Origin of the sequence: Curtobacterium sp. VKM Ac-2887, assembly GCF_015350935.1 — a bacterium.
Lineage (GTDB): Bacteria > Actinomycetota > Actinomycetes > Actinomycetales > Microbacteriaceae > Curtobacterium.
In genome coordinates, this window is record NZ_JADKSB010000017.1 from 25,364 (window position 1) to 48,663 (window position 23,300).

General features: G+C 72.6%; 20 protein-coding genes. 10 read left to right on the forward strand and 10 right to left on the reverse strand.

Annotated elements, in window-relative coordinates; translation table 11 throughout:
* Nucleotides 1-25 precede the first annotated feature (25 nt).
* Genes ITJ69_RS16485 through ITJ69_RS16505 form a run of 5 tightly spaced genes read left to right on the forward strand, consistent with a single transcriptional unit; the run spans nt 26 to nt 6,006 of the window.
* Nucleotides 26-1,000 (forward strand): carbohydrate ABC transporter permease, encoded by a 975-nt coding sequence (locus ITJ69_RS16485; RefSeq protein ID WP_207895555.1) that lies wholly within the window; start codon nt 26-28, stop codon nt 998-1,000.
* A complete protein-coding gene (locus ITJ69_RS16490) occupies nt 997-1,920 on the forward strand; it encodes a carbohydrate ABC transporter permease (protein WP_194673359.1) in 924 nt (307 codons plus the stop codon). Before ITJ69_RS16485 ends, ITJ69_RS16490 begins: the two co-directional genes overlap by 4 nt.
* Nucleotides 1,920-3,602, forward strand: a complete 1,683-nt coding sequence (locus ITJ69_RS16495) for a hypothetical protein (RefSeq protein ID WP_194673360.1) — start codon at nt 1,920-1,922, stop codon at nt 3,600-3,602. Before ITJ69_RS16490 ends, ITJ69_RS16495 begins: the two co-directional genes overlap by 1 nt.
* Nucleotides 3,599-5,527, forward strand: a complete 1,929-nt coding sequence (locus tag ITJ69_RS16500; RefSeq protein WP_194673361.1) for a DUF6807 family protein — start codon at nt 3,599-3,601, stop codon at nt 5,525-5,527. Before ITJ69_RS16495 ends, ITJ69_RS16500 begins: the two co-directional genes overlap by 4 nt.
* Nucleotides 5,524-6,006, forward strand: a complete 483-nt coding sequence (locus tag ITJ69_RS16505) for a tetratricopeptide repeat protein (RefSeq protein WP_123338400.1) — start codon at nt 5,524-5,526, stop codon at nt 6,004-6,006. Before ITJ69_RS16500 ends, ITJ69_RS16505 begins: the two co-directional genes overlap by 4 nt.
* Nucleotides 6,007-6,278: 272 nt before the next feature.
* On the opposite strand, the gene ITJ69_RS16510 is transcribed toward ITJ69_RS16505, so the two are convergent.
* From ITJ69_RS16510 to ITJ69_RS16520, 3 genes are all read right to left on the reverse strand, one after another.
* Nucleotides 6,279-6,497, reverse strand: a complete 219-nt coding sequence (locus tag ITJ69_RS16510) for a PLDc N-terminal domain-containing protein (protein WP_123294949.1) — start codon at nt 6,495-6,497, stop codon at nt 6,279-6,281.
* A 475-nt stretch (nt 6,498-6,972) separates the two neighbouring features.
* Nucleotides 6,973-8,406 carry a protein kinase domain-containing protein gene (locus ITJ69_RS16515; protein ID WP_194673362.1) on the reverse strand — a complete coding sequence of 478 codons (1,434 nt, stop codon included), beginning with the start codon at nt 8,404-8,406 and terminating at the stop codon, nt 6,973-6,975.
* A gap of 100 nt (nt 8,407-8,506) precedes the next feature.
* The gene (locus ITJ69_RS16520) at nt 8,507-9,223 is read right to left on the reverse strand and encodes a GntR family transcriptional regulator (RefSeq protein WP_159572162.1); all 717 of its coding nucleotides are present in this window, start codon (nt 9,221-9,223) and stop codon (nt 8,507-8,509) included.
* 193 nt (nt 9,224-9,416) lie between these two features.
* Here ITJ69_RS16520 and ITJ69_RS16525 point away from each other — a divergent pair, with 193 nt between their 5' ends.
* From ITJ69_RS16525 to ITJ69_RS16535, 3 genes are read left to right on the forward strand one after another with little or no spacing between them, the layout of a single operon-like run.
* On the forward strand, nt 9,417-10,178 hold the full coding sequence (locus tag ITJ69_RS16525) for a phosphonatase-like hydrolase (RefSeq protein ID WP_194673363.1): 762 nt from the start codon (nt 9,417-9,419) through the stop codon (nt 10,176-10,178).
* Nucleotides 10,175-11,245, forward strand: coding sequence for a zinc-binding dehydrogenase (locus tag ITJ69_RS16530; RefSeq protein WP_323743131.1), 1,071 nt, complete (start codon nt 10,175-10,177; stop codon nt 11,243-11,245). The genes ITJ69_RS16525 and ITJ69_RS16530 overlap by 4 nt, the downstream gene beginning before the upstream one ends.
* Nucleotides 11,242-12,351 (forward strand): alpha-D-ribose 1-methylphosphonate 5-triphosphate diphosphatase, encoded by a 1,110-nt coding sequence (locus tag ITJ69_RS16535; RefSeq protein WP_194673364.1) that lies wholly within the window; start codon nt 11,242-11,244, stop codon nt 12,349-12,351. The genes ITJ69_RS16530 and ITJ69_RS16535 overlap by 4 nt, the downstream gene beginning before the upstream one ends.
* On the opposite strand, the gene ITJ69_RS16540 is transcribed toward ITJ69_RS16535, so the two are convergent.
* From ITJ69_RS16540 to ITJ69_RS16560, 5 genes are all read right to left on the reverse strand, one after another.
* A complete protein-coding gene (locus ITJ69_RS16540) occupies nt 12,327-13,499 on the reverse strand; it encodes a TIGR03364 family FAD-dependent oxidoreductase (protein WP_194673365.1) in 1,173 nt (390 codons plus the stop codon). The two genes, ITJ69_RS16535 and ITJ69_RS16540, sit on opposite strands and share 25 nt — an antisense overlap.
* On the reverse strand, nt 13,496-15,304 hold the full coding sequence (locus ITJ69_RS16545) for a PhnE/PtxC family ABC transporter permease (RefSeq protein ID WP_194673366.1): 1,809 nt from the start codon (nt 15,302-15,304) through the stop codon (nt 13,496-13,498). Before ITJ69_RS16545 ends, ITJ69_RS16540 begins: the two co-directional genes overlap by 4 nt.
* Nucleotides 15,301-16,128 (reverse strand): phosphonate ABC transporter ATP-binding protein, encoded by an 828-nt coding sequence (gene phnC / locus ITJ69_RS16550; RefSeq protein ID WP_159572147.1) that lies wholly within the window; start codon nt 16,126-16,128, stop codon nt 15,301-15,303. Before phnC ends, ITJ69_RS16545 begins: the two co-directional genes overlap by 4 nt.
* Before the next feature lie 43 nt (nt 16,129-16,171).
* A complete protein-coding gene (locus ITJ69_RS16555) occupies nt 16,172-17,104 on the reverse strand; it encodes a phosphate/phosphite/phosphonate ABC transporter substrate-binding protein (protein ID WP_123338408.1) in 933 nt (310 codons plus the stop codon).
* A gap of 190 nt (nt 17,105-17,294) precedes the next feature.
* Entirely contained in the window at nt 17,295-18,170 is an 876-nt protein-coding gene (locus ITJ69_RS16560; RefSeq protein WP_159572141.1) for an EamA family transporter, read from the reverse strand.
* 305 nt (nt 18,171-18,475) lie between these two features.
* Here ITJ69_RS16560 and ITJ69_RS16565 point away from each other — a divergent pair, with 305 nt between their 5' ends.
* Nucleotides 18,476-19,996, forward strand: a complete 1,521-nt coding sequence (locus tag ITJ69_RS16565; RefSeq protein ID WP_323743132.1) for an alkaline phosphatase family protein — start codon at nt 18,476-18,478, stop codon at nt 19,994-19,996.
* A 112-nt stretch (nt 19,997-20,108) separates the two neighbouring features.
* Here the strand turns inward: ITJ69_RS16565 and ITJ69_RS16570 are convergent, their stop codons facing one another.
* Nucleotides 20,109-22,007 (reverse strand): family 43 glycosylhydrolase, encoded by a 1,899-nt coding sequence (locus ITJ69_RS16570; protein WP_194673368.1) that lies wholly within the window; start codon nt 22,005-22,007, stop codon nt 20,109-20,111.
* A 106-nt stretch (nt 22,008-22,113) separates the two neighbouring features.
* On the opposite strand from ITJ69_RS16570, the gene ITJ69_RS16575 reads away from it, so the two are divergent.
* Nucleotides 22,114-22,713: a dihydrofolate reductase family protein gene (locus tag ITJ69_RS16575; RefSeq protein WP_173170985.1), complete on the forward strand. Its 600-nt coding sequence runs from the start codon at nt 22,114-22,116 to the stop codon at nt 22,711-22,713.
* Here ITJ69_RS16575 and ITJ69_RS16580 read toward each other — a convergent pair whose 3' ends face one another.
* Nucleotides 22,714-23,193, reverse strand: coding sequence for a hypothetical protein (locus ITJ69_RS16580; protein WP_131922711.1), 480 nt, complete (start codon nt 23,191-23,193; stop codon nt 22,714-22,716).
* Nucleotides 23,194-23,300: the final 107 nt, after the last annotated feature.

Genomic DNA, 23,300 nt, shown 5'->3' on the forward strand with positions numbered 1-23,300 from the left:
ACCACGTCGAACGAAGAGGATCATCGTGAGCATCCCCACCGCAGCCGGTGACGTGCAGACCGCCGTCCCCACCCCGGTGCCGCCCCGCCGGCCCGGAGCCGCGAAGACGACGAAGCGACGCCGCTCCGGCGTCAGCAAGCCCGTCCTCGCCCCGATCCTGTTCGTGAGCGTCAACGCCGTCCTGTTCGTCGTGTTCTTCGTGTGGCCCGCCGTCATCGGCCTCGGCTACTCGTTCACCGACTACAACGGCGTCGTCGACCCGAAGTTCATCGGGTTGGCGAACTACTTCGAGCTGTTCGCCGACGACACCTTCTACGCAGCCCTCGGGCGCACCTTCCTCTACGCGATCGTCGCCGTCCCGCTCGGCTTCGTCCTCGCACTGTCGATGGCGCTGATGCTGACGAGCCCGGCGGCGAAGGGCCGGAGCGTCGCCCGCATCGTGTTCTTCGTGCCGTGGCTCATCTCCCCGATCGTCACCGGTGTGATCTGGCGGTGGATGTTCGGCGAGAACTTCGGCCTGGCGAACTTCGTCATCGAGTCCCTCGGTGGCAAGGCCGTGCCGTGGCAGTCGAACGCCGACCTCTCGCTGCTCGTGGTGGTCTTCGCCACCGCGTGGGCCGGAGCCGCCTTCAACATGCTGCTGTTCGTCGCTGCGATCCGGAACGTGCCGCAGTCCTACTACGAGGCGGCGTCCCTCGACGGGGCTGGCGCCTGGCACCAGTTCCGGTACATCACGCTGCCGAGCATCGCGCCGACGTCGTTCATCGTGATCCTGTTGTCGTCGCTCGGGGCGTTCAAGGAGTTCGCCACCATCCAGGCGCTCAACGGCGGCGGACCCGGCACCGACAACAACCTGCTCGTGCAGTACATCTACACGAACGGGTTCCAGAACGCCCACATCGGCTACGCGAGCGCGGCGTCGATGGTCCTCATGCTCATCCTCATGGCCATCGCGCTCATCCAGCTGGCCGTGAACCGTCGGACGGAGGCCCGTCGATGACCGCCACCCTGCCCAGCGGCCCCGGCGCACCCGCAACCGACGACACGACCAAGAGCAAGAGCACGCGCACGCGCACGACCAAGGCCAAGCGCCTGGACGGCCCGCCTCGTCCCAAGGCCATCGCCGCCACCGCCCTGCTCTGGGTCTTCATCATCGCCTTCGGCTTCCCGGTCCTCTGGTTCGTGCTGAGCGCCTTCAAGCCCGGCGGCGAGCTGTTCTCGTACCCGCTGACCCTGCTGCCGAAGAACTGGTCGGTCAGCGGCTTCACCGAGGCGTGGGCGAGTTACGACTTCGCCCGCTACTTCGGCAACACCGTCATCGTCGCGCTGGTCACCACCGTGCTCACCGTGCTGGCGAGCGCCGCCACCGGCTACGCCCTGGCGAAGTACGACAACAAGTGGCTCAAGGTCTTCTTCGTCTGCATCCTGGCGACGACGATGCTGCCGACCGAGGTCATCCTCGCGCCGACGTTCATCGTCATCCGCGACCTCGGCATGTACGACTCGTTGGCCGGCATCATCGTGCCGTCGGTCATCACCGCCACCGGCATCTTCATGTTCCGGCAGTTCTTCATCACGGTGCCCGACGACCTGGTCGAGGCCGCGCGCATCGACGGTGCGAGCGAGTTCGGGATCTTCTGGCGGATCATGCTGCCGATCTCCCGGCCGATCATGCTGACGCTCGCGATCTTCTCGTTCCAGTGGCGGTGGAACGACTACATCTGGCCGCTGCTGGTGCTCAACGACCCCCACCAGTTCACGATCCAGATCGCACTGCAGAGCATCGTCGGGGCAGAGAACGTCAACTGGACCGTCCTGCTCGGTGCCTCGGTGATCTCGATCATCCCGCTCGTGCTCATCTACCTGGTGTTCCAGAAGTACGTGAACGGCGCGGACCTCAACGCGGGACTCAAGGACTGATGGGGTTCCTCGACGCGGTCGGCCCGGCCGCGGACGCCGCCGTCGCGCGCCTCCGGCTCGCCGACGACGATCCGGCTGCGCTGCAGCACCGCGAACTGATGGCGCGTGCCCTCACCCTGGTCGGGGCGTGGGTCCGGAACGAGCGGACGGGAGGCCCCGATCGCCTTCCCGACGACGACCTCGCCACCGCGCACGGCTGGGTCCGGCACCTCGCGGCCCGGCAGTCCCCCGGCGGCACGTTCATCGGCGGCGACAACGTGCTCTCCCCGCCGGACTCGGCGTTCACGGTGAACGACGTGTGCGACGCCCTCGAGCTGCTCGCACCGTACCGGGCGTCGGTCCCGGTGGCCGCGGTGCTCGCCGACGACCTCGACCGGATCGTGCACCGTGCGACGCCGGCGCTGCTCACCGGTGGCGTGCACACGCCGAACCACCGGTGGGAGGTCTCGGCCGCCCTCGCCCGGGTCCACCGACTGCACCCGGCACCAGCGCTGGTCGCGCGGATCGAGGAGTGGCTCGCCGAGGGCGCGGACATCGACGCCGACGGGCTGTGGTCCGAGCGCAGCCCGAACTACGCGGCGGCCGTCTCGTGCCCGTCGTTCCTCGTCCTCGCCTCGGTGCTCGACCGGCCGGAGCTGCTCGACCCCGTCCGCCGGTCCCTCGACGCCACCCTCGCGCTGCTGCTGCCCGACGACACCGTCGAGACCGTCCAGTCCCGCCGCCAGGACCAGTCGCAGGCGTTCGGCATCGGCGCGTTCGCGCCTCTGCTCTGGCACCTGGCCGTGCTCGACGACCGCGCCGACCTCGCCGCCGTCGCTGCACGGGCCGCCGTCGCGGACATGTGGCATCCTGGTGCGGTCGCCGCCCGCGCGATGACGGATCCGCTGCTCGCCCGTCCGTTGCCCGTCGGTGCGCCGCTCGAACCGGCCGTGCACTCCTTCGCCGACGCCCGGCTCGTGCACGTCCGCGAACAGGACCGCAGCGTCGTCCTGTTCGCCGGCTCGGACGTGCCGTCGCAGGGCCACGTCCGATCGGGCCTGGCGAACAGCCCCACGTTCCTGCGGGTCTTCGCCGGCTCGGTCGCGCTGTCCGACGTCCGGCTGTCGCGCGAGTTCTTCGGGCTCGGACCGTTCCGTCCGACGTCGCTGGAGTCCCTCGGCGACGGGCGGTACCGACTCGTCGAGACCGTGTCCGCGGGGTACCACCAGCCCTTGCCCGCCGCGGCTCGACGGACCGACGGCGCCTACGCGCTCGGTGACGAGGACCGGTTCTCGGCGTCGATGTCCTTCGGCTCGCGCGCGGCCGACACCGTCTCCCTCACCACGACGGTCGACGTCACCACCACGCCGGACGCGGTCTCGCTCGACGTGACGACCGAGGGCGCCGACGTGCCGTGGTCGCTCCAGCTGACGTTCCGCGGCGGGGGTACGTTCACGGGTGTGAGCACCGACGCCGCGACCGGGGAGACCGTCCTCACCGAGGGGACCGGCACCTACCGTGTCGGCGACGAAGCCGTGTCCTTCGGGGCCGGCAACGGCGGCGGCCCGACCCAGCCGGCGTTCTACACGCCCGGACAGGACTACGCGTTCCTCGGCGGCACCGACCGACCGGACGGCGAGCACGTCCACGTGACCGGGCGCTCCCCCGGCACGACGCGCATCACGATCGGTACCGCTCGATGACCCTGCCCGGCGTGGTGCTCGTCGGTGCGCGTGGGTACGGCCTGCACCACCGGGCGAACATCGACCGGCTCGTCGCCGCGGGGGTCTGCACGCTGACCGCCGTCGTCGACCCCACGCTGGGCACCACCACCACCGACGACGGCGCGGTCGTCGTGGCCGACGTCGTGGCAGCGCGCGACCACGGCCCGGTCGACGTCGTCGTCATCGCTGCCCCGATCGCCGCGCACCTGCCACTGGCGCTCGCTGCCCTCGAGGCCGGTGCCGACGTCCTGCTCGAGAAGCCCCCGGTGACCACCCGCGACGCGCTCGACACCCTGCTCGACGCCGAGCAGCGCACCGGCCGCGTCGTGCAGGTCGGGTTCCAGAGCCTCGGGTCCGAGGCGCTGCCGGCGTTCCGTGACGGGTCGCTCGTCGGTCCGGTCCGGTCCGCTGCGGCCGTCGGCACGTGGACGCGGAACCAGGCGTACTGGGACCGCTCCGCGTGGGCCGGACGGCGTCGGGTCCAGGGCGTCGACGTCCTCGACGGCGTCGTGACGAACCCGCTCGCCCACGCGGTCGCGACGGCCCTGGCGCTCGTCGGCTGCCGTCGGGCGTCCGACGTCAGGCGCGTCGAGGTCGAGCTGTTCCGGGCGAACGACATCGAGGGCGACGACACCTCGGCCGTCCGGGTCACGACCAGCGCCGGGCTCGAAGCCACCGCGGCCCTGACCCTCTGCGCTCCGTCCGAGGTCCTGCCGACCGTTCGGGTCCGCGGCACCGCCGGGAGCGCCGTGCTGCACTACACGGCCGACGAGGTCACCGTCGGCGACACCACTCGGACCGTCGGCCGGACGGACCTGCTCGAGAACCTGCTCGCCCACCGGTCCCGCGGGGACGATCTGCTCGTCCCCCTGGTCTCCACGGGTGCGTTCGTCGAGGTGCTCGAGGCCGTTCGTGCCGCCGAGCCCGTCCGCATCGACCACCCCTGGGTGACGTGGGAGGGCGAGGGGCCTGCCCGTCGTCCGCTCGTCGCCGACGTCGAGGCGATCGTCGACCGCGCCGCCGACGCACGAGCGTTGTTCTCCGAGGTCGGCGCGCCCTGGGCCCACACCGCCCGCGACGAGGTGCTGCAGGTCCTGCGCGTCGACGGGGCCCCGGTGGCCACGGAACTCGACGGCTCCGGGACCATCGCGACCTCGTCGCCGCGTCCGTACCTGCACCCGGTGCGGACCCTCGGCGGCACCGTCCTGAGCGCCGACCACCCGGCCGACCACGACTGGCACTGCGGCGTCGGGGTCGCGATCCCGGACGTCGACGGCGTGAACTGCTGGGGCGGCCGCACCTACGTGCACGGTCCGGGCTACGTCTGGCGCGACGACCACGGCCGCGTCGACGTCGTGCGCGCCGAGCAGCACCCCGCTCCGCACGGTGGCGGCACGGTCCAGGAACTCGTCTGGCGCGGGCCCGACCACACGGTCGTCCTGCACGAGGACCGCACACTCGCCTGGCGCGCCGTCGACTCCGGGTGGGAACTGACCTGGTCGTCGTCGTTCCGAACCCCCGGCGACGCCGTCGTGCACCTCGGCGGTCCGGGCAGCAACGGCCGGATCGGTGCCGGGTACGGCGGGTTCTTCTGGCGCTTCGCCGACTGCACCGACGTGGTCGTCCGAACCGCTGACGCGCAGGGCGAGGCGGCGGTGCACGGCTCGGTCGCGCCCTGGGTGGAGTGGTCCGCGGTGTTCGAGGGAGCGCCTGCGACGATCCGGCTCGAAGCGCTCGACCACCGCGATCCCTGGTTCGTCCGGGCCGCCGAGTACCCGGCGATCGGTTCGGCCCTCGCCTGGCGTGCGCCGGCGCTCGTGCACCCCGGCGTCCCGCTCGTCCGGTCCTTCCGCGCGACCATCACCGACGGTGCGACGCCGGGCGGCAATACGCTGGACGGATGAGCACCGCAGACTGGGAAGCCCGCGTCGCCGCACTCTGGGCCGACGACACGATCGACGACCAGCAGCGCATCGACCGCATGCGCGAACTCGCCGACGCTGCGCCGCACCCGGCCCTCGGCGCGTTCGAACTCGGCGGCGCGAACGACTCCGGCGGCCACGAGGCCGAGGCCGACGTCCACTACGCAGCCGCCACCGCCGCGGGACTCGCCGACGTCGATCCCGCCCGTGCAGCGCAGATGGTCGTGCAGCACGCCTCGACCCTGCGGAACCTCGACCGTGTCGACGAGGCCATCGCGATGCTCCGCGACGCCCCGGAACACCCGTCCACCGGTGCCGCGCCGAAGGTGTTCCTCGCGCTCGCCCTGCACAGCGCGGGCCGTCACGACGAGGCGCTCCGTGTCGCGATCGAGGCCGTCGAACCGACACTCCCCCGCTACCACCGCTCGGTCCGCGCCTACGCGGCGGCCCTCACCGAATGAACTGCACGAGCCGGGCGGCGGTGACGACCCGGCTCGCGGGGACGCGGACGTCCCTCCCCGTCCGGTCGCGACACCCGAATCGCGGCGGGACGAGCTGCGGGGCAGGACAGGAAGGAAGCGTCGACGCTCGACTGAGGCCCAGAGAGGCGCTCCCTCCCCACGGGCCGATCGTGCTTCGACCACTTGCGGATTCGGGTTCCGTTACCTCGCACAGCATGCGCCTGCGCGGTCTGAACCGATAGGGGCAGTGCCCGATCAGCCGGGATCGGCGGTCAGGCGTTCCGTCGCTGCAGCGCTTCTGCAGCCTTGCCGAGCAGCCAGTTGACGGCCCAGCCCAGCACGCCGATGACCGGCAGTGCCAGGATCACGAGCGTCCAGAGGACCTTGACCACGAGCGTGCGCCGACGGTCACGCCAGACCTGCACGAGCGCGAGGACCTCGAGGGCCAGCATCAGCAGGAGCACAATCACGTGCGACTCGGACAGGTCCATGAACACAGTGCAATCCCTCCGTGGCGGCCGCTGCCGCGCAACGAACCGACAGTAGGGCCGACGCCGCCGCCCACGCCACCTCCCGTCCAGGTGTCACCGAGCCACCGTTCCCGCACCCGCAATGCCCCCCCGCTCCCGCGAACGGGCGAAATACCCCGGCCGGCCGGCTCCTCACCCCGGCATTTCGCCCGCTCGCGCGAACGGGCACTCGTATTCCACCGGATGCATGCGAGTTGCGGCATGCGACCGCGAGCGGGCGAAATGCCCGGGTCGCGGGGCGCGCAACCCCGGTATTTCGCCCGCTCGGCGTCCAGCGCGCGCCGATCGGGCGAGCGGGCAGCCCGGCGGGAGGCACGCGGGCGGGCAGGCAGGCAGGCGTCCGCGGGCGGGACCGACGTACGAGACGCGACCGTAGGGCGGACGGGAGGCGCGGGGCGGGCCCGCACCGGGCCTCCCGTCCGTCAGCGGCAACCGTCTAGGGCCGCGCGCCCTCCTGCGGGACCGCCTGCGCGACCGGCAGCGAGTCGCTCGTCGTGCGGAGCGACTCCTGCCGGATCTCGAGCTGCGTGACCGCGAGGGCGGCCAGGTCGTGCAGGTTGGCGAGGTCGGCTTCGGTCGCCTGCCGCGGCTTCGTGTCGAGCACCGCGAGGGTGCCGATCGGGACGCCGTCGTGCCGCACGAGCGGCACGCTCACGTAGAACCTGATGCCGAGCGCGCCGGTGACGAGCGGGCTGTGCTGCATGTCGGGGTGGATCGACCCGTCCGGGATGACGACGGGGACCGCGACGGGCGCGAAGCCGTTGCCGAAGTTGATGTTGCGCGCTGCTTCGTCGACGCCCTCGGCGATGTACGACTGCGACCAGGCGCGGTCCTCGTCGAGCACCTCGACCAGGGCGATGGGCGCGTCGAACAGGCGGGCGGCCATCGCGGTGGTGCGGTGCAGGGCCTCGTCGGGCAGGGTGTCGAGCGTCGCCGGGCGGGCCGTGTCGGCGTCGGCTCGCGGCGCACCGGCAGCGGCGGTCGGAGCCGCGGCCGTGGTGTCCACGACGTGGTCGGTGCCGGCGGTCTCGGTCATGACGACGTCGCGCAGCATCGTGACCAGCTCGGCGCCGGCGGGGCGCGCAGCCGGGTCCTGCGCGGTCATCGCACGGAGCAGCTGCTTCCAGTGCTCGGGCAGTGGCTCGGGCACGACCGGGTCGCGGGACAGCCGCGCGACCGCGGACTCGACGAGCGAACCGGGGAACTCGCGGCGGCGGGTGAAGCACTGCAGCAGCACGAGGCCGAGCGAGTAGACGTCGCTCGGGCTCCCGACGTCGCCGCCGCGGGCCTGCTCGGGGCTCAGGTAGGCGGCGGTGCCGGTGGTGACGCCGTCGGCGGTCATGCGTTCGACGCCCGCGGCGAGCGCGATGCCGAAGTCGGTGAGCCGCGCGCGGGCGCGGTCGGAGTCGTGGCCGTAGTCGACGAGCAGGATGTTCGACGGCTTGATGTCGCGGTGCACGACGCCGTGGCTGTGGATGTAGTGCAGCGCCTCGGCCATGTCGTAGCCGATCTCGGCGATGTGGCGGGAGGCGAGCGGGCCGACGGCGAGGCGTTCCTCGAGGTCCTGGCCGACGACCAGCGCCATCACGAGGTACCGCTGGTGGGTGCCGTCGTGGCCGGTGACGACGCCGGTGTCGAGCAGGCTGACGAGGTTGTGGTGCTCGAGCGAGGCGAGCACGCCGAGTTCGGCCTCTTGCCGGGCGATGTCGACCGTGCCGGCGTGGAACACCTTGACGGCGACGGGGCGGTGCAGGCTCTCGTCGATGCCGCGGTACACGACGGACATGCCGCCCTGGCCGATGGCGTGTTCGAGTCGGTAGCGCCCGTCGAGCAGTGGGGCCGCGGACTGGGGGTCCTCGGTCGGACTCATCGAACCTCGTTCTCGGTGCGGGCAGGCGTCGGTGCATCCTCCCATCCCGACGGGGATCGTGGGGGCCCGCGGCGTTCTCCGGCTGAACGGCGCCGACGCGTCAGCCCGTCGGCCCGCTCTCGAACAGCACCCGCATCGCGTCGGCCCGGATCCAGCGCTCGCTCACCAGGAGCGGCCGCCCGGTGCCGGCGTCGACGGTGCAGCTCTCGATGAACCACCCGAGGGTGACCTCGTCGAGGTCCAGGTGCCGGGCGACCTCGTCGGTGACCACGTCGGCACCGGCGCGCACCCACCGGCGGACGGGCTCGGCGCCGGCGGCCTCGCGCAGCACGTCGTAGAGCGAGTTCCGCACCCGCAGCGCCTGCCCGAGTTCGGGGACGACCGTGCGGGGCACCCACTCGACGCCCCACGCGGCGGGCAGTCCGTCGACGAGTGAGCGCCGGGTCAGCCGGTGGCACGGCGCTCCGGGTTCGAGCCCGAGGTGCGGGGCGACGGATGCGGGTACCGGTGCGAGGGCGCAGGACAGCGTGACGCTCGAGGGTTCTCCCCCGGCGTCGCGCACGGTGCGGCTCCACGACGGCGCGGCGTCGGAGCCGATCCGGTAGTCGATGCGCCGTGCGACGAAGCTGCCGACGCCCTTGACCCGGCGGATCCGGTTGCGGCGCTGCAGGTGCTGCAGGGCAGCGCGGGCGGCCGACCGGCCGACGCCGAAGCGTGCGGCGAGTTCGGCCTCGCTGGCGACCCGGGTGCCGACGACGGTGTCGGCGAGCTCGGCTTCGAGCTCCGCCGCGATCTCGAGGTAACGCGTTTCCGGCACGCTGCGGACTGTAACCGAGGTGGCGGGCCCGTCGCACACCTGTCCGGACAGGAGCGCTGCAGGCTCCCGGCGCTGTTCACCTGCCGGACACCTGCGGACCGGATGGTGGTCATCGGTTCCTCGGACGCTGTGGACAGCCCCGCTCTCGCGGGAGACAGCCCGCACCCGCGGGTGACCGGACCACAGGAGCCCCATGATCTCGCTCGTCTGCCTCGACATGGCAGGGACCACCGTGCACGACGGCGGTGTCGTCGTCGACGCCTTCCGCACCGCCCTCACCGACGTCGGCCTCGAGCCCGGCACGGCCGTGCACGACCACGCCGTGCAGTACGCGCTCGACACCATGGGGCAGTCGAAGATCGCCGTGTTCACGGCCCTGTTCGACGGTGACACGGCGCGTGCCGAAGCGGCGAACGCCGCTTTCGAGCGCGCCTACGCGGCGACGGTGGGGCGCGGCGTCCGGCCCGTCGACGGTGCGGTGGACGTCCTGGAGGCCCTGCGCGCGTCCGGCACGAAGGTCGCGTTGACGACGGGGTTCAGCCCAGTGACCCGCGACGCCGTCCTCGACGCGCTCGGCTGGCAGGACCGGGTCGACCTCGCGCTGTCGCCGGCCGACGCCGGTCGTGGCCGTCCGTTCCCGGACATGGTCCTGACCGCCGTGCTGCGCACGCAGACCGACGACGTGCGCCAGGTCGCCGTCGTCGGTGACACCGTGGCCGACCTGCTGACGGGCACCCGTGCCGGAGCGTCGGTCGTCGCCGGTGTCCGGACCGGGACCCACCAGGACGCCGACTTCGCCACCGTGCCGCACACACACGTGCTCGACTCCGTCGTCGACCTGCCCGCACTGCTCGCCGGACTCGACGCGGCCGCGCTCGGGACCGACCTGCCGCGCGCCGACGAGCTCAGCGTCGACGAGCCGCGCACCGACGAGTTCAGCGCCGTGGCCCGGTGACCGCCGTCGACGCCCGGTACGCGCTCTGGCACGGCATCGGGCACCCGGTCACGGTCGAGGAGCACGCCGGTGCGCTGCCGATGCCCGACGGGTCCGTCCTGGTCGCGATCGAGGCGGCGACGGTGTGCGGCAGCGACCTGCACACGGCCCTCGGGCACCGCGCCGGACCGACTCCGAGCGTCCTCGGGCACGAGCAGGTCGGCCACGTCGTCGCGATCGCCCCGGGGTCGGTGCCGACCACCGTCGCCGGCGTCCCCGTCGCCCTCGGTGACCGGGTCGTCTGGTCGGTCGCGGCGTCGTGCGGCACGTGCGACCGGTGCCGTGCCGGGCTGCCGCAGAAGTGCCGGTCCCTGCGGAAGTACGGTCACGAGGCATCGACCGCCGACTGGCTCCTCAACGGCGGGTTCGCGACGCACTGCGTCCTGCTGCCCGGCACCGCGATCGCCGTCGTGCCCGAGCACCTGCCCGCCGTGGTCGCCGCCCCGGCCGCGTGCGCCACGGCCACCGTCGCCGCAGCACTCGACGCGGTGGACCGGCCGCTCGCCGAGGCTCGGGTCCTCGTGACGGGTGCGGGCATGCTCGGGGTCACGGCGGTCGCGATGGCCGTCGCCGCCGGGGCCACCGTCGTCGTCTCGGACCCCAACGCCCGGCGACGTGCCCTGGCCGTGTGCTTCGGCGCGGATGCTGCGGTGTCGCCGGGCGAGCCGGTGGCTGCTGTCGACGTCGCGATCGAGCTGTCCGGCTACCCGGACGCCGTCGAGACCGCGGTGGACTCCCTCGACGTCGGCGGCACGGCCGTCCTCGTCGGCGCGGTGTCGTCGAGCCGCCCGGTGTCGCTCGACCCCGAGCGCATCGTGCGGGGGTTGCTCCGGATCGTCGGCGTGCACAACTACGCACCCCGGCACCTCGCCACCGCGGTGGACTTCCTGGCGTCGACCGACCTGCCGTTCGCCGACCTCGTCGAACCCGCCGTCGGACTCGAGGGTGTCGACCACGCCGTCGTGACCCCGCCGTCGGCCGGGTACCTGCGCCGCGCGGTCGTGCCGTCCAGCATGCTGGTCGGATGACGACGTACCGCGCCGCCCGAGTCCACCTCGGCGCGGGCACCGACGACACCGTCCTGCACGTGCGGGACGGTGTCGTCGTCGCATCGCAGCCCGACGACGACGTGGTCGACCTCGGCGACGTCGAACTGCTGCCCGGGTTCGTCGACGTGCACGCCGACTCCCTCGCCCGGTTCGAGCAGCCGCGCCCCGGCGTCGGCGTCCCGCTGCCGCACGCCCTCGACGCCTTCGCGGCGGACGCGCTGCTCGCCGGCGTGACCACGGCGTTCCTGTGCTGCTCGATCGAACCCGACACCGTGCCGACCCGGAGCGCGGAGCACGCTGCCGCTGTGCTCGACGCCCTCGCGACCACGCCGCTGCCGATCGACGTCCGCGTGCACCTGCGCGTCGACGTGACGGACGACGGCACCGTGGACGCGCTCGAGCGGCTCGTCGCCGGTGCCCCGGCGCGCGTCGGACTCGTCTCGTACATGGACCACACGCCGGGCCGCGGGCAGTACCCGGACGAGGCGGGGTGGCGTCGCGCCTACCGGGCGCTGGACCGACTCGGCGACGACGAACTCGACGCACGCCTCGACCGGTTCCGCCGCGGAGCCGCCGGGGTCCCGGGCCGCCGCGAGCGCATCGCCGCGGTCGCTCGCGCAGCCGGTGTCGTGCTCGCCGCGCACGACGACGACTCGGCCGAGGCCGTGCAGACCGCGGCACGCCTGGGCGCCGGCATCTCGGAGTTCCCGGTGACGTCGGACGCCGCGGAGACGGCCACCACGGCAGGGCTCGGCGTCGTGGTCGGTGCGCCGAACCTGTGGCGCGGTGGCTCGCACGGGTCCGGACCCTCGGCCCGGTCGGCACTCGTCGCCGGGCACGCCGACGTCGTCACGTCCGACTACCACCTCGGCTCGCTGCTCCCCGGGTTGCGTGCCGCTGCGGCCGCCGGGGTCGCGCCCTTCGACGACCTCGTCCGCACCGTCACCACGGCACCGGCGCGGCACACCGGTCTCGACGACCGCGGCTCCCTGACACCCGGGCACCGTGCGGACGTCGTGGCGATCCGCGGCGAGCGCGTCGTCGGGGTGTGGGTCGCCGGTCAGCAGGTGCTGGCGCGCACCTGATCCTCGTGCTGCCCGGGCACGGCGTCGAGGACCGACGGTGCCAGGCCGAGTCCGGTGGTCATGCCGATCCCCGTGGTGACGGTCACGACGTCGACGCCCGGCAGCGGGTGCTCGACGAGGAACTCCTGCCGGGGTGAGGACGCGTAGACGCCCTGCCACCGGTCGAGCACCCGGAGCGGCGCACCGAACAGCCGCTCGGTCTCGGCGACGAGCAGCCGGAAGCCGTCCTCGTCCTGGAACGGTGGAGCGTCGGCCGCACGCTCGTGGGTGTCCCCGACGATGACGCTGCCGTCCGGCGGCGACGTGTACATCTGGTTGAGGTCCCAGCGGAGGCCGTCGGGCAGCGACGCCGCCAGTGCGGACCGGAGCGCCTCGGCACTCGGCATCGCCGCGAACCCGGAGTACCGGAGCAGCGACCACCCGGTGAGCAGCGGCGTCGCGAGCGGGAAGGCCAGCGGGATCGCGGCGCGGAGCATGTGCAGTCGGCACCGGACGACCCCGGCCGCCTCGGCGAGGGCCGGGAACAGCTGGTCGACGTCGTGGTTCGTGCAGACGACGATGCGGTCGGCCTCGATGGTGCCGCGCGCCGTGCGGACCGCGCCGGTCTCGATCCCGAGCGCAGCGGTGCGCCAGTGGAACCGGACCCCCTGGGTGGCGAGCCAGGCGGCGATGGCGGGTGCGGCCTCCCGGGGGTCGACCTGCAGGTCCTGCGCGAGGTGCGCTCCCCCGCTGGCCGTGGCGTGGTCGACCGGCACGGCGGCCGCGATCGCGGACCCGTCGAGCAGGCGGACGTCCGCGCCCGTGGCGCGGTACTCCTCGAGCACCGCGAGCTCTTCCGGACGGCGCGCGACGACGTGCGCCCCGCGCTCTCGAGCCGTGAACCCGGCGAGCGGAGCCAGCGTGAGCCACCGGTGGCGGGCCTCCTGGGCGTACCCGGCGGCCTCGCCCGTCTGCGGGGTGATGCAGGCGTGCCCGAAGTTGCGGACGCTCGCACCGACGACGCCGGCGGCGCGGTCGACGACGGCGACCCGTGCGCCGCGGAGCATCGCCTCGTAGGCGACGCCGAGGCCGACGATGCCGGCGCCGACGACGAGGACGTCGACCCGCTCGGTGCCGGCCGTCGTGACCGTCGTTGTCGTCGTGCTCACCGGAAGACCCTCCGCATCCACATGGCGATGCCCTCGACCACGAGCACCGTGACCAGGATCATCAGCACGATCCCGGTGACCGAGGCGTAGTTCGAGCCCTGCGCGGCGTTGAGCAGGTAGTAGCCGATCCCACCACCACCGACGATGCCGAGGATGGTCGCCGCGCGGATGTTGGTGTCGACGAGGTAGAACGTGTGACCGATCATCGCCCGGATGCCCTGGGGCACCGTCGCGCCGGCGTACCGCTGGAACCGGGTCGCGCCGGTGGCGGTGAGGGCGCGCTCGGGGCCGGGCTGGACCTCTTCCAGCGAGTCGGCGACGAGCTTGCCGAGCAGGCCGACGCCGCCGAACGCGAGTGCGAGGGTGCCGGCCTGGGCGCCGAGGCCGGTGATGACGATGAGCACCACCGCCAGGATCGTCTCCGGGATCCCGCGCACGACGACGAGCAGGAACCGGGCGCCGGCCCGGACGCCGCGGGTCGGTGCGACGTTGCGGGCCGCGAACGAGCCGATCACCATCGAGAACACGAGCGCGAGCAGGGTGGCGGCGAGCGCGATGGCGACGGTGTCGAACATCGCGGAGAACATGACGCCGGCGCCGTAGCTGCCGAACGACGGCGGCCAGAACTGGGCGGCGACCGGCGGGATCTTCCCCCACACGGTGGCGAGGTCGCCCCAGGCGATGTCGCACACCACGACGCTGCCGATGACGACCAGGACCGCGACCCAGGACCACACGGTGGTGCGGACGCGCGCGGCGGTCCACGGGCGGCGGAGGGCGTCGTCGGGGGTGGCGAAGCGTGGGGTGGCCGTACTGCGGGGCTCGGCCGTGGCGCGGGGCTCGGCCGTGGCACGGGGCTCGGCCGTGGCGCTGTTGCGCTGGCGCCGCTCGCCGCTGGCCTGCCGGCGGCGCATGCCCGCACGGATGGCGCTCGCGCCGATCCCCCGGCCGGCCGGCGCGACGCCGAGCATGGCGGCCCGGACCGAGCTCGACACGATCTCCATGAGCACGCACAGCGCGAAGATGACGATCGCGTACCCGATGCCGAGCGAGTAGTCGAGGGACTTGAACGCGAACGACATCTCGCGGCCCAGGCCGACGATGCCGACGTACCCGAGGATCACCGAACCCCGCAGGTTGATGTCGTTGCGGTGCAGGATCGTCGCGACCCACGACGGCAGCACCTGCGGCAGCACGCCGGCCGTGAACTGCTGCAGGCGGTTGCCCCCGGTGGCGCGGATCGCGGTGCGGGGCCCTTCGTCGATCTGCTCGATGGCGTCGGCGAAGAGCTTCGAGATCATGCCGATCGAGTGGATGCCGATGGCGAGGATGCCGGGCAGCGGGCCGATCGTGAACATCAGCACGAACACCATCGCGAGGACGACGTCCGGGATCGCGCGGGTCAGGACGCTCACGAACCGCGCGGCGGCGATCCACCCGCGGCCCGGGCTGGTGTTGCCCGCCGCGAGGTAGGCGACGGGGACGCTCAGCACCGCGGCGAGCAGGGTGCCGAGCAGCACGAGCCCCACGGTGAGCGCGGTCTGCTGCAACAGCGTCGCGGCGTCCGGGAACCGGACCGTGCCGACGCGCTGGAAGAAGTGCTCCGCGTTCGACCACGACGCGATCATGTTCGGCACCGAGATGTCGATCCGGGCCAGGGCGACGCACGCCAGCACGGCCAGGGCGACGAGTGTCAGGCCGGCGGCGACGCGCTCGGGCGAGACGCGTCGGCGCGGTGCTGCGGCGACGGCCTGCTCGGGCGAACGGTGGGTGCGGACGACGGGCCGCTCGGTGACGGCGGTCACGCCGGTAGCCCGCTCGTGGCGTCCAGGGTGTCGTGCAGCGCCTCGACGGCCGCGAACTCGTCGGTCGACGTCGCGACCTGGCCGTAGATCTCCATGACCTGCGCCTTGCCGAGCCCCTCGGTGCGGGTGTCGAGGACGACCTCGCCGTGCCGGAGTCCGATGATCCGGTCGGCCCAGGACAGTGCGAGGTCGACCTGGTGCAGGCTGCACAGGACCGTCAGGCCCCGCTCGGCGGCGATCTCGCGGATGAGCCCCATCACCTGGCCGCTCGACTCCGGGTCGAGCGACGCGACGGGCTCGTCGGCGAGCAGGACCGACGGGTCCTGCATGAGCGCCCGGGCGATCGCGACGCGCTGCTGCTGCCCGCCCGACAGGGTGTCAGCCCGCTGGTAGGCACGATCGAGCAGCCCGACGCGGTCCAGGTGCACGAGCGCTCGGTGCCGCAGCCGACGGGGGTAGGACCACAGCCCGAGCCGCGGGCCGCGCAGGGTGGCGAGCGCCCCGGTCAGGACGTTCTCGAGCACGGTCAGCGCGGGCACGAGCTCGAACTGCTGGAACACGAACCCGACCTGTCGGCGCAGCTCGCGGAGTCTCCGGCCGGACAGGTCGTGCACGGCCGTCCCACCGACCCGGACGGTGCCGGAGGTGGGCAGTTCGAGGGCGTCCACGTGCCGGAGCAGCGTGGACTTGCCGGACCCGGACAGCCCGAGGAGGACGACGACCTCGCCCGGTCGGACGGTCAGGGACACGTCCCGGAGCGCGGTCGTGTCACCGAAGCGCTTCGTGAGGGCGGTGATCTCCACCGCGGGGTCGTCGTGCGTCATGCGTGCTTCTCCTCGCGCTGTCCGGGCTCCGGGGGTGCCGGGGTCAGGCCTGGCAGGTGGTCGACTTCGTGGTCTTGCAGATGTCGCGGATCAGGTCGTAGTACCCGTCGTCGACCGGCTTCGTGCCGTAGAACACGCTGCGGAAGCCGTCGCTGTCGGCACTCGTCACGCCGGCGGCGATGATGTCGTCGATCGTGACGTCGGCGAGCGCCTTCGTCAGGGTGTCCTTCTCGGCCTGCGGCAGGGTGTCGGAGACGACGATCGGGGCGCCGGGCACCATGGTCTTCGCGATGACCGTGACGTCCTTGTTCTTCTCGACCTCGCTGTCCTCGGCGAAGCCGGCCTCGCACTCGGTGCCGGCCGCGACCTTCTGGACGCTGACGTCGTGCTTGCCGGCGAAGACCGGGGTGACGTCCTTGGTGGGGTCGATGTCGGCCTTCAGCAGGTTGTAGCTCGGGAACAGGTAGCCAGAGGTCGAGGACGGGTCGACGAAGCAGACCTTCTTGCCCTTGAACCCGTCGAGCGAGGTGATGTCACTGCCCTTCGGCACGATCGCCTCGGAGTAGTAGCCGGGCTTCTGCCCCTCGGCCGTGATGATCGACGACACGGGCGTGATCTTCGCGCCGTTGTTCTTCGCCGTCACGTAGGTGAAGCCGGAGAACGACGCGACGTCGATCTTGCCGGCGACCGACGCCTCGATGAGCGCGGCGTAGTCGGTCGACTCGTGGTACTCGACCTTCTTGCCGGACTCCTTCGCGATGTAGTCCATCAGCGGCTGGTAGTTGGTCTCGGTGTCCACCGAGTCGGGCACGACGCCGAACACGATCGTGTTCTCGTCCGCAGCGTACTTCGTCGCGGTCGACGTCTCGTCGCTGCCGGCGGCGGCCGTGGAGCCCGCCGAGCAGGAGCTGAGCGTCGCGGCGAGCACGAGGGCGCCGGCCAGGGCGGCCAGCGGCTTGAGGGCGGTGATGGGCATGGTGACCTTTCGGGCGGCGGGGCGGAGGTCCGCAGCGGGGCGGGGTCCGCCGTCCGCTCGGGACGCCGCAACTGTGGCATCCGACAGGTTGCGCGCCGTGCCCAACCGGTGCACCGAGGGTGACCGGCAGGTGAACACGACAGGCACCTGTCCGGACAGGTCTCCCCTGCCGGCGCGGGACGGTCCGCCCTCAGACCGCCAGCAGGGCGATCCCGGCGAGCACGACGACCGACGCCGCGATCCGTGTCCCGGCCCGCCCCTCGCGCAGCACCACGACGCCGAACACGCTCACGAGCACCACGCTGACCTCGCGCATCGGGGCGACGAGCGCAACCGGTGCGATCGTGATCGCGACGAGCACCAGGATGTACGACAGCGGCGAGAGCACCCCGAACGCCAGCACCCGGCCCCAGTGCGCACGGAGGACCGGCAGGACCTCGCGCCGACGCGGGCCGAGGGCTGCGCCGAACAGCACGATCTCGACCGCCGTGCAGCCCACCATGAAGGCGACCGGTGCGACACCGCCGCGCACCAGGTGCGCGTCCCAGATCGTGTACGCGGCGATCGCCACACCGGTGAGCAGCCCGGCGACGATGCCGGGGTCGAGCCGACGGCGCGGGAGGGCGCGGGGTGCGGTCGCCGTCCCGCGGTCCGCGAGCCCGACCGCCACGACCCCGACGAGGACCAGCAGGCCGCCCGCCAACGCCCACCACGACGGTCGCTCGCCGAGGAGGGTGATCGCGAGGACGACGCTGATCGTCGGGCCGGTCCCCCGTGCGGTCGCGTACACCGTGGACAGCTGTCCGACCCGGTACCCGCGCTGCAGCACGAGCATGTACGCCACGTGCAGCAGCCCGGACACGACGATGCCGACCAGGAAGCCGGACAGGCTCCCCGTGCCGAGTCCGCCGGTGAACGGCACCACCCCGATCCACACGACGACGCTCGACACGGCGCCGAGCCACAGGAACGGCAGCCCGATCCGGCTCACGCCGTGGGCGATGACGTTCCAGGCGGCGTGCGCGACGGCGGCGGAGAGGACGAGGAGGACGGCGAACGGAGTCACGGGCAGGACCTTCCGCTCGACGCGCGGCGCGACGAGCGAGGTCCTCCAGGCTTTTGTCCGTTCAGATGACGGTCCGCGTTCGGTGGCGAGCCGTGGCGCCGCTCGGACCAGTCGGACGGGAGTCCCGGAACCCTAGGCGCTGTCGACAGGACCGTAGCACGGGCGGCGAACGACGTTCCAGCCTGTCCGGACAGGTGCGTCTGCGGTTCACCACGCGTTCGTCCCCACGCTCCCGGGTCGCACGCCCAAGGCCACGCTGCGCCGATGGGCTGGCCACTCCACCGACCTCGAGAAGGGCCTCGACCGTGCGCATCCCCAGGACCATCCCCATCGCCGCGACCGCGATCGCACTGGCGGCGAGCGGCCTCGCCACCGGCATCGCCGCAGCACCCGCCGCCACCGCAGCGACCTCGGCCGCCGCTGCCGCGGCCAACAGCAACCACGTCGTCGTCATCGGCATCGACGGCGCGTTGTTCGACCGCATCGCCGCGGCGGACGCCCCCAACCTCGACGCGATGATCGCGTCCGGGTACTCGTCGAAGACCTGGCTGTACGCCGCCCCGATGGCGCAGACGCTGTCCGGCCCCGGCTGGGCGACGAACCTGACCGGCGTCTGGCCGGACAAGCACAAGGTGCTCAGCAACACGTGGGGCACCACGAGCGACATCACGGAGTACCCCGACTTCCTGACCCGGCTCGAACGTGCGAACAGCGCCCTCACCACGTACGCCGACGCCAGCTGGAACCCGATCGTCGACGGTTCGGTCGGCACGCCGCTCATCGGCACGGTGGACAAGCGGTACGCCGCCACGAGCGACGCCGACGCGGCCGCCAACGCCGTGTCGACGCTGCGGTCGACCGGCCCGAACGCCTCGTTCGTGCACTTCGACGACGTCGACCACGCCGGCCACTCGTACGGTGCGGCGTCGCAGCAGTACCTCGACGCCATCAGCGAGGTCGACGGGTACGTCGGGCGGCTGCAGGCGGCGGTGCGGGCCCGCTCGACGTACTCGTCGGAGCAGTGGTCGTTCATCGTGACCGCCGACCACGGGCACACCGACGCCGGCGGCCACGGCGGCAGCACCCCGGCCGAGCGCTCGGCGTTCATCATCAAGACCGGCCCCGGCATCACGAAGCAGACCCCGGCGATCCGCCCGAAGAACGTCGACATCGCCGCCGACGTCCTCGCCACCTTCGGCGTCGCCCGCCCCGCCGAGCTCGACGGCCGTCCGCTCGCGACCGCGTCGACCGACCCGTTCGACACGATGGTCGGCGCGCTGAAGCCCCGCGTCGACGAGTCCGGGATCCCGGTCTCGACGCTCGGCTGGACGAAGAGCATGCCGACCGGCTGGAGCGTCGACAACACCGGCATGGGCACCGGTGGTGTCACCGAGTGGGCCGGCTGGACCCTGACCGACGACGACTTCTGGACGCAGTCGCAGCGCGACCAGACCCGCGAGGCCAACGTCCGCGAACGCGGTGTCTTCGCCGTTGCCGACTCCGACGAGTGGGCCGACAAGACCCACACCGGCACGTTCTCGAGCCGCATCACCTCGCAGCCGTACTCGGTCGTGGGCAAGACCAGCGCGACCGTGTCGTTCGGCAACCACTACCGCCAGGAGGGCACGCAGCAGGCCACCGTCCTCGTCTCCTTCGACGGCGGCGCGTTCCGGCAGGTCGCGTCGTACACCACCGACCAGATCGCGCAGGTCGCGTCGGTCCCCGTCACGGTGCCGTCGGGTGCGAAGCAGGTCCGCGTCCAGTGGGCGCTGACCAGCGCCGACAACGACTGGTACTGGGCGATCGACGAGCCGCAGGTGCGCTGAACGCGACCGCGGAGCGGACGGGAGGCACGGTGCCAGCTGGCACCGTGCCTCCCGTCCTTCTCCGGTCACCCACGCGAGCCGCGCCCGCGTTGCGCACGCGGCCACGCGTCCGTCACCGCCGGTGCGTCGCCACCGTGCTCACCCGCAGGTCCTCGAACGTGCTCGTGAACCCGGCACCGCCGAGCGAGATGAGCCCGATCCTCGGCGCGCTCCCGAGGTCCGCCGTCCAGGTCCCGCCTCGGACGAAGTGCCGCCCGTCGACGCTCGTGTAGGCCGTGTACCGGTGCTCCCCGCCGGCGACCCGGTGCACGATCCGGAGCGTGGTGGTGTCCCCGACCGGTCCGACGACCGTGTTGCCGTAGCTCGGCGCCCCAGCCGGTTGCCCGGACACCTGCTTGCCGAACTCCGTCTGCCGGGTGTTGAAGATCGAGTTCGACGTCAGCCGGACGTAGTCGCCGTCGTCACCCCACACGATCAGTCCGCCCTGCACGTAGTTCACGCCGTCGCCGGTGGCGGGGGTGTCCACCGCGACGGTGGTCTGCAGCACGTAGTCGCCTCGCGGCGCCGGTTCGGACAGGACCGAGGCGAGTGGCGTCGCCGGCGGGTGGATGTCGGCGTCCTGTGTCTGCCAGCGGAACGTGCCGCCGCCGACGGTCCAGGTCGAGCGGTCGGGTTCGCGGGTCCAGCGGAGCGCCGTGGGGAGCGTGGTCCCGTCGAACGACGTCGACAGCGCACGGATGGTCCGTCCGGGCACGTCGACCGGTGCAGTGGTCGCCCGGTAGGTCGCACGCTGCCCCGGCTGCGCGACCGGCCCCGGCTGCACCGTGTCGGACGGCCCCGCTCCGCCCCGCACGACGGGCCAGCCGTTCCGCCAGTCGAGCGGGTCGATGAGCGCCGGCCGCTTCGTGTACGTCGGCTGCCCCGCGTAGTACGGGTCGCCGCGGTCGACCGCGTGGTAGATGATCCAGTCCTGGCCGGCGAGATCGGTGACCACGGTGTTGTGCCCGGTGCCGACCCAGCGGTTGCCGTTCTGCGCGAGGAGGGGTGTCCCGCCGACCCGGGTGCTCGTGATCGCCACCCCGTCCTGGTCGGTGAAGGGTCCGAGGGGGCTGCGCGACCGGGCGACGAAGACGCCGTACCCGGTCAGGGCGCCGTTGCAGCAGTTCGTGGCGGAGCCCGTGAAGTACCACCAGCCGTCGTGGCGCATCAAGTACGCGCCCTCGTACCGGTTGTCGATCGCGATCTGCCGCTCGCTCGCGGGGTCGGAGCGGAGTCCGTCGGCGCTGAGCGTGCGGACGTTGACGCCGCCGAAGTAGCTGCCGAAGTACAGGTACGTGGTGCCCTTGTCGGTGATGACCTCGGGGTCGAACGCCCAGCGCGCCCCGGTGCCGTTCGCGGCGGTCTGCGGTGCCACGACCGGGCCGCCGGAGTCCTTCCACGGACCGGTCGGGCTCGAGCTCGTCGCGACGCCGACCGCGGATCCCCCGCCGGTCGGTGCCGATGCCGAGGGCGTGTCGGACGCGGCGTAGTACAGGTACCAGGTGCCCGCGCGACCGCGGTCGCCCGCGCGGTACACGACGTCCGGCGCCCAGATCCCGTTGGCGGACCCCACCCACGCCGGTCGCGTCGGGAACGCGTCGTTCACGTACGTCCAGTGCGTCAGGTCGGTCGACCGGTAGGTCGGCACACCGTGCTGCACGAGCGACCCGTCGGCGTTCTGCTCCGTCGCCGTCAACGCGTCGGTCGTGCAGTACAGGTACCAGTTGCGGTCGCGCCCGACGCCGCGGATCGCGGTCGGGTCGGCGCAGCTCGCCGCCGTCTCGCCGTCGGGCAGGCTGAGCGCGACCGGGTTCCGGTGGGTCGGCGCAGCCGCGCCGTGTCCCGAGCCGCTGTGTCCGGTGGTCCGGTCCGCCACGGGCGTTGCCGCTGCGGCGGGGCCGACCGGGAGGCCCGTGGCCGCGACCGCCGTGAGCGTCGCGACGGCGAGGATGGTTGCGACTGTTCGGCGCACGGGGTCCTGCTCTCATCGTCGAGGAAGGGCTGCGTGCGCGAGCGTACGCTCGCGGGCAGCGGACCGGGACGGTTCCGCCCGGTTCCGCGCGACGAAGGAGTCAGCGATGCCCGCGAGGTTCGTGTACTGGATGAACGTGTCGATCGACGGCTTCGTCGAGCGCGACGAGGGCGAACTCGGCGACGTCGAGGGGCCCGAGTGGATGCGGATCGACGAGCCGCTGCACCGCGAGTTCAACGCCCGCGCCGCCGCGATGACCCTGTCCGTCGAGGGTCGGGTCGTCCGCGACATGATGGACCCCTTCTGGCCGGACGCCCGCGCCGACGAGTCGATGCCGGCGTTCATGCGCGAGTACGGCGAGGTCTGGACCGACCAGCCGAAGGTCCTGGTCTCGCGCACCCGGACCAGCGCCGACCACAACACCCGGATCATCGGGGGCGACGACGCCATCGCGCAGCTCGCCGTCCTGCGCGAGGAGTCCGAGGGTGACATCGGGGTCGGCGGCCCGAACCTCGCGACGCAGTTGCTCGACGCGGGGCTGCTCGACGAGCTGTTGCTCTACACGCACCCCGCGGTGCTCGGCGCCGGTCGGCCGCTGTTCGACCCGCCGGCGACGGGCGTGCGACCGCCGGTGCTGCTGGACCTGCTCGAGCAGCGGGAGTACCACAACGGGGTCACGCTGCACCGCTACCAGGTGCTGCGGTAGTCACTCCCCCGAGGGCCCTGGACCGAAGATGACGAGTCGCCAGGCGCTCGGCCGGTCGCTGTCGAAGTCGTTGAACGCGACGCTGTCGACGGCCTTGCTCGATGACAGCTCGATCTGGTGCGGGCTGTCGCGGCAGTCCATCGGATCGAGTTCGATGCTCTGCGATCCGCCCGGCAGCACCGTCCGCACGATGCCACGCATGTGCCCGTTGCCGTAGCACGAGAACTCGAGGTGGTCGATCGTCCGCGAGTCCGGGAACTGCACGCGGACGCCGGGCTCGAGGTGGGCCGGGTCCTCGTCGCCGGGGGTCGTGTCGGCGCTCAGCACCCCGAGGACCGCGTCCTCGGTCTCGGTCCTCGCCTCCTGCTGCGTCTTCCACTTGGCGAGCGCTTGCTCGTCGACGGGCGGCGCCGAGGTGCAGCCGGCGAGCAGGGCCACGACGGCGAGCGCCGGCAGGACCAGGGCGGGGAGGTGTCGCACGGTGCGAGCTTAGCTACGCCTGGGTCAGTCGATGCGTGTGCAACGAGCGACGTCCCACCCGTCGATCGACAGGTGGGACGTCGCAGAACGCGTGCGAAGTGCGTCGG

What these genes read in the sequence shown, in the direction of transcription:
- ITJ69_RS16490 (WP_194673359.1), top strand. Translation starts at nt 997, where the DNA reads ATGACCGCCACCCTGCCCAGCGGCCCCGGCGCACCCGCAACCGACGAC.
- ITJ69_RS16495 (WP_194673360.1), top strand. Translation starts at nt 1,920, where the DNA reads ATGGGGTTCCTCGACGCGGTCGGCCCGGCCGCGGACGCCGCCGTCGCG.
- ITJ69_RS16500 (WP_194673361.1), top strand. Translation starts at nt 3,599, where the DNA reads ATGACCCTGCCCGGCGTGGTGCTCGTCGGTGCGCGTGGGTACGGCCTG.
- ITJ69_RS16505 (WP_123338400.1), top strand. Translation starts at nt 5,524, where the DNA reads ATGAGCACCGCAGACTGGGAAGCCCGCGTCGCCGCACTCTGGGCCGAC.
- ITJ69_RS16510 (WP_123294949.1), bottom strand. Translation starts at nt 6,497, where the DNA reads ATGGACCTGTCCGAGTCGCACGTGATTGTGCTCCTGCTGATGCTGGCC.
- ITJ69_RS16515 (WP_194673362.1), bottom strand. Translation starts at nt 8,406, where the DNA reads ATGAGTCCGACCGAGGACCCCCAGTCCGCGGCCCCACTGCTCGACGGG.
- ITJ69_RS16525 (WP_194673363.1), top strand. Translation starts at nt 9,417, where the DNA reads ATGATCTCGCTCGTCTGCCTCGACATGGCAGGGACCACCGTGCACGAC.
- ITJ69_RS16535 (WP_194673364.1), top strand. Translation starts at nt 11,242, where the DNA reads ATGACGACGTACCGCGCCGCCCGAGTCCACCTCGGCGCGGGCACCGAC.
- phnC (WP_159572147.1), bottom strand. Translation starts at nt 16,128, where the DNA reads ATGACGCACGACGACCCCGCGGTGGAGATCACCGCCCTCACGAAGCGC.
- ITJ69_RS16555 (WP_123338408.1), bottom strand. Translation starts at nt 17,104, where the DNA reads ATGCCCATCACCGCCCTCAAGCCGCTGGCCGCCCTGGCCGGCGCCCTC.
- ITJ69_RS16575 (WP_173170985.1), top strand. Translation starts at nt 22,114, where the DNA reads ATGCCCGCGAGGTTCGTGTACTGGATGAACGTGTCGATCGACGGCTTC.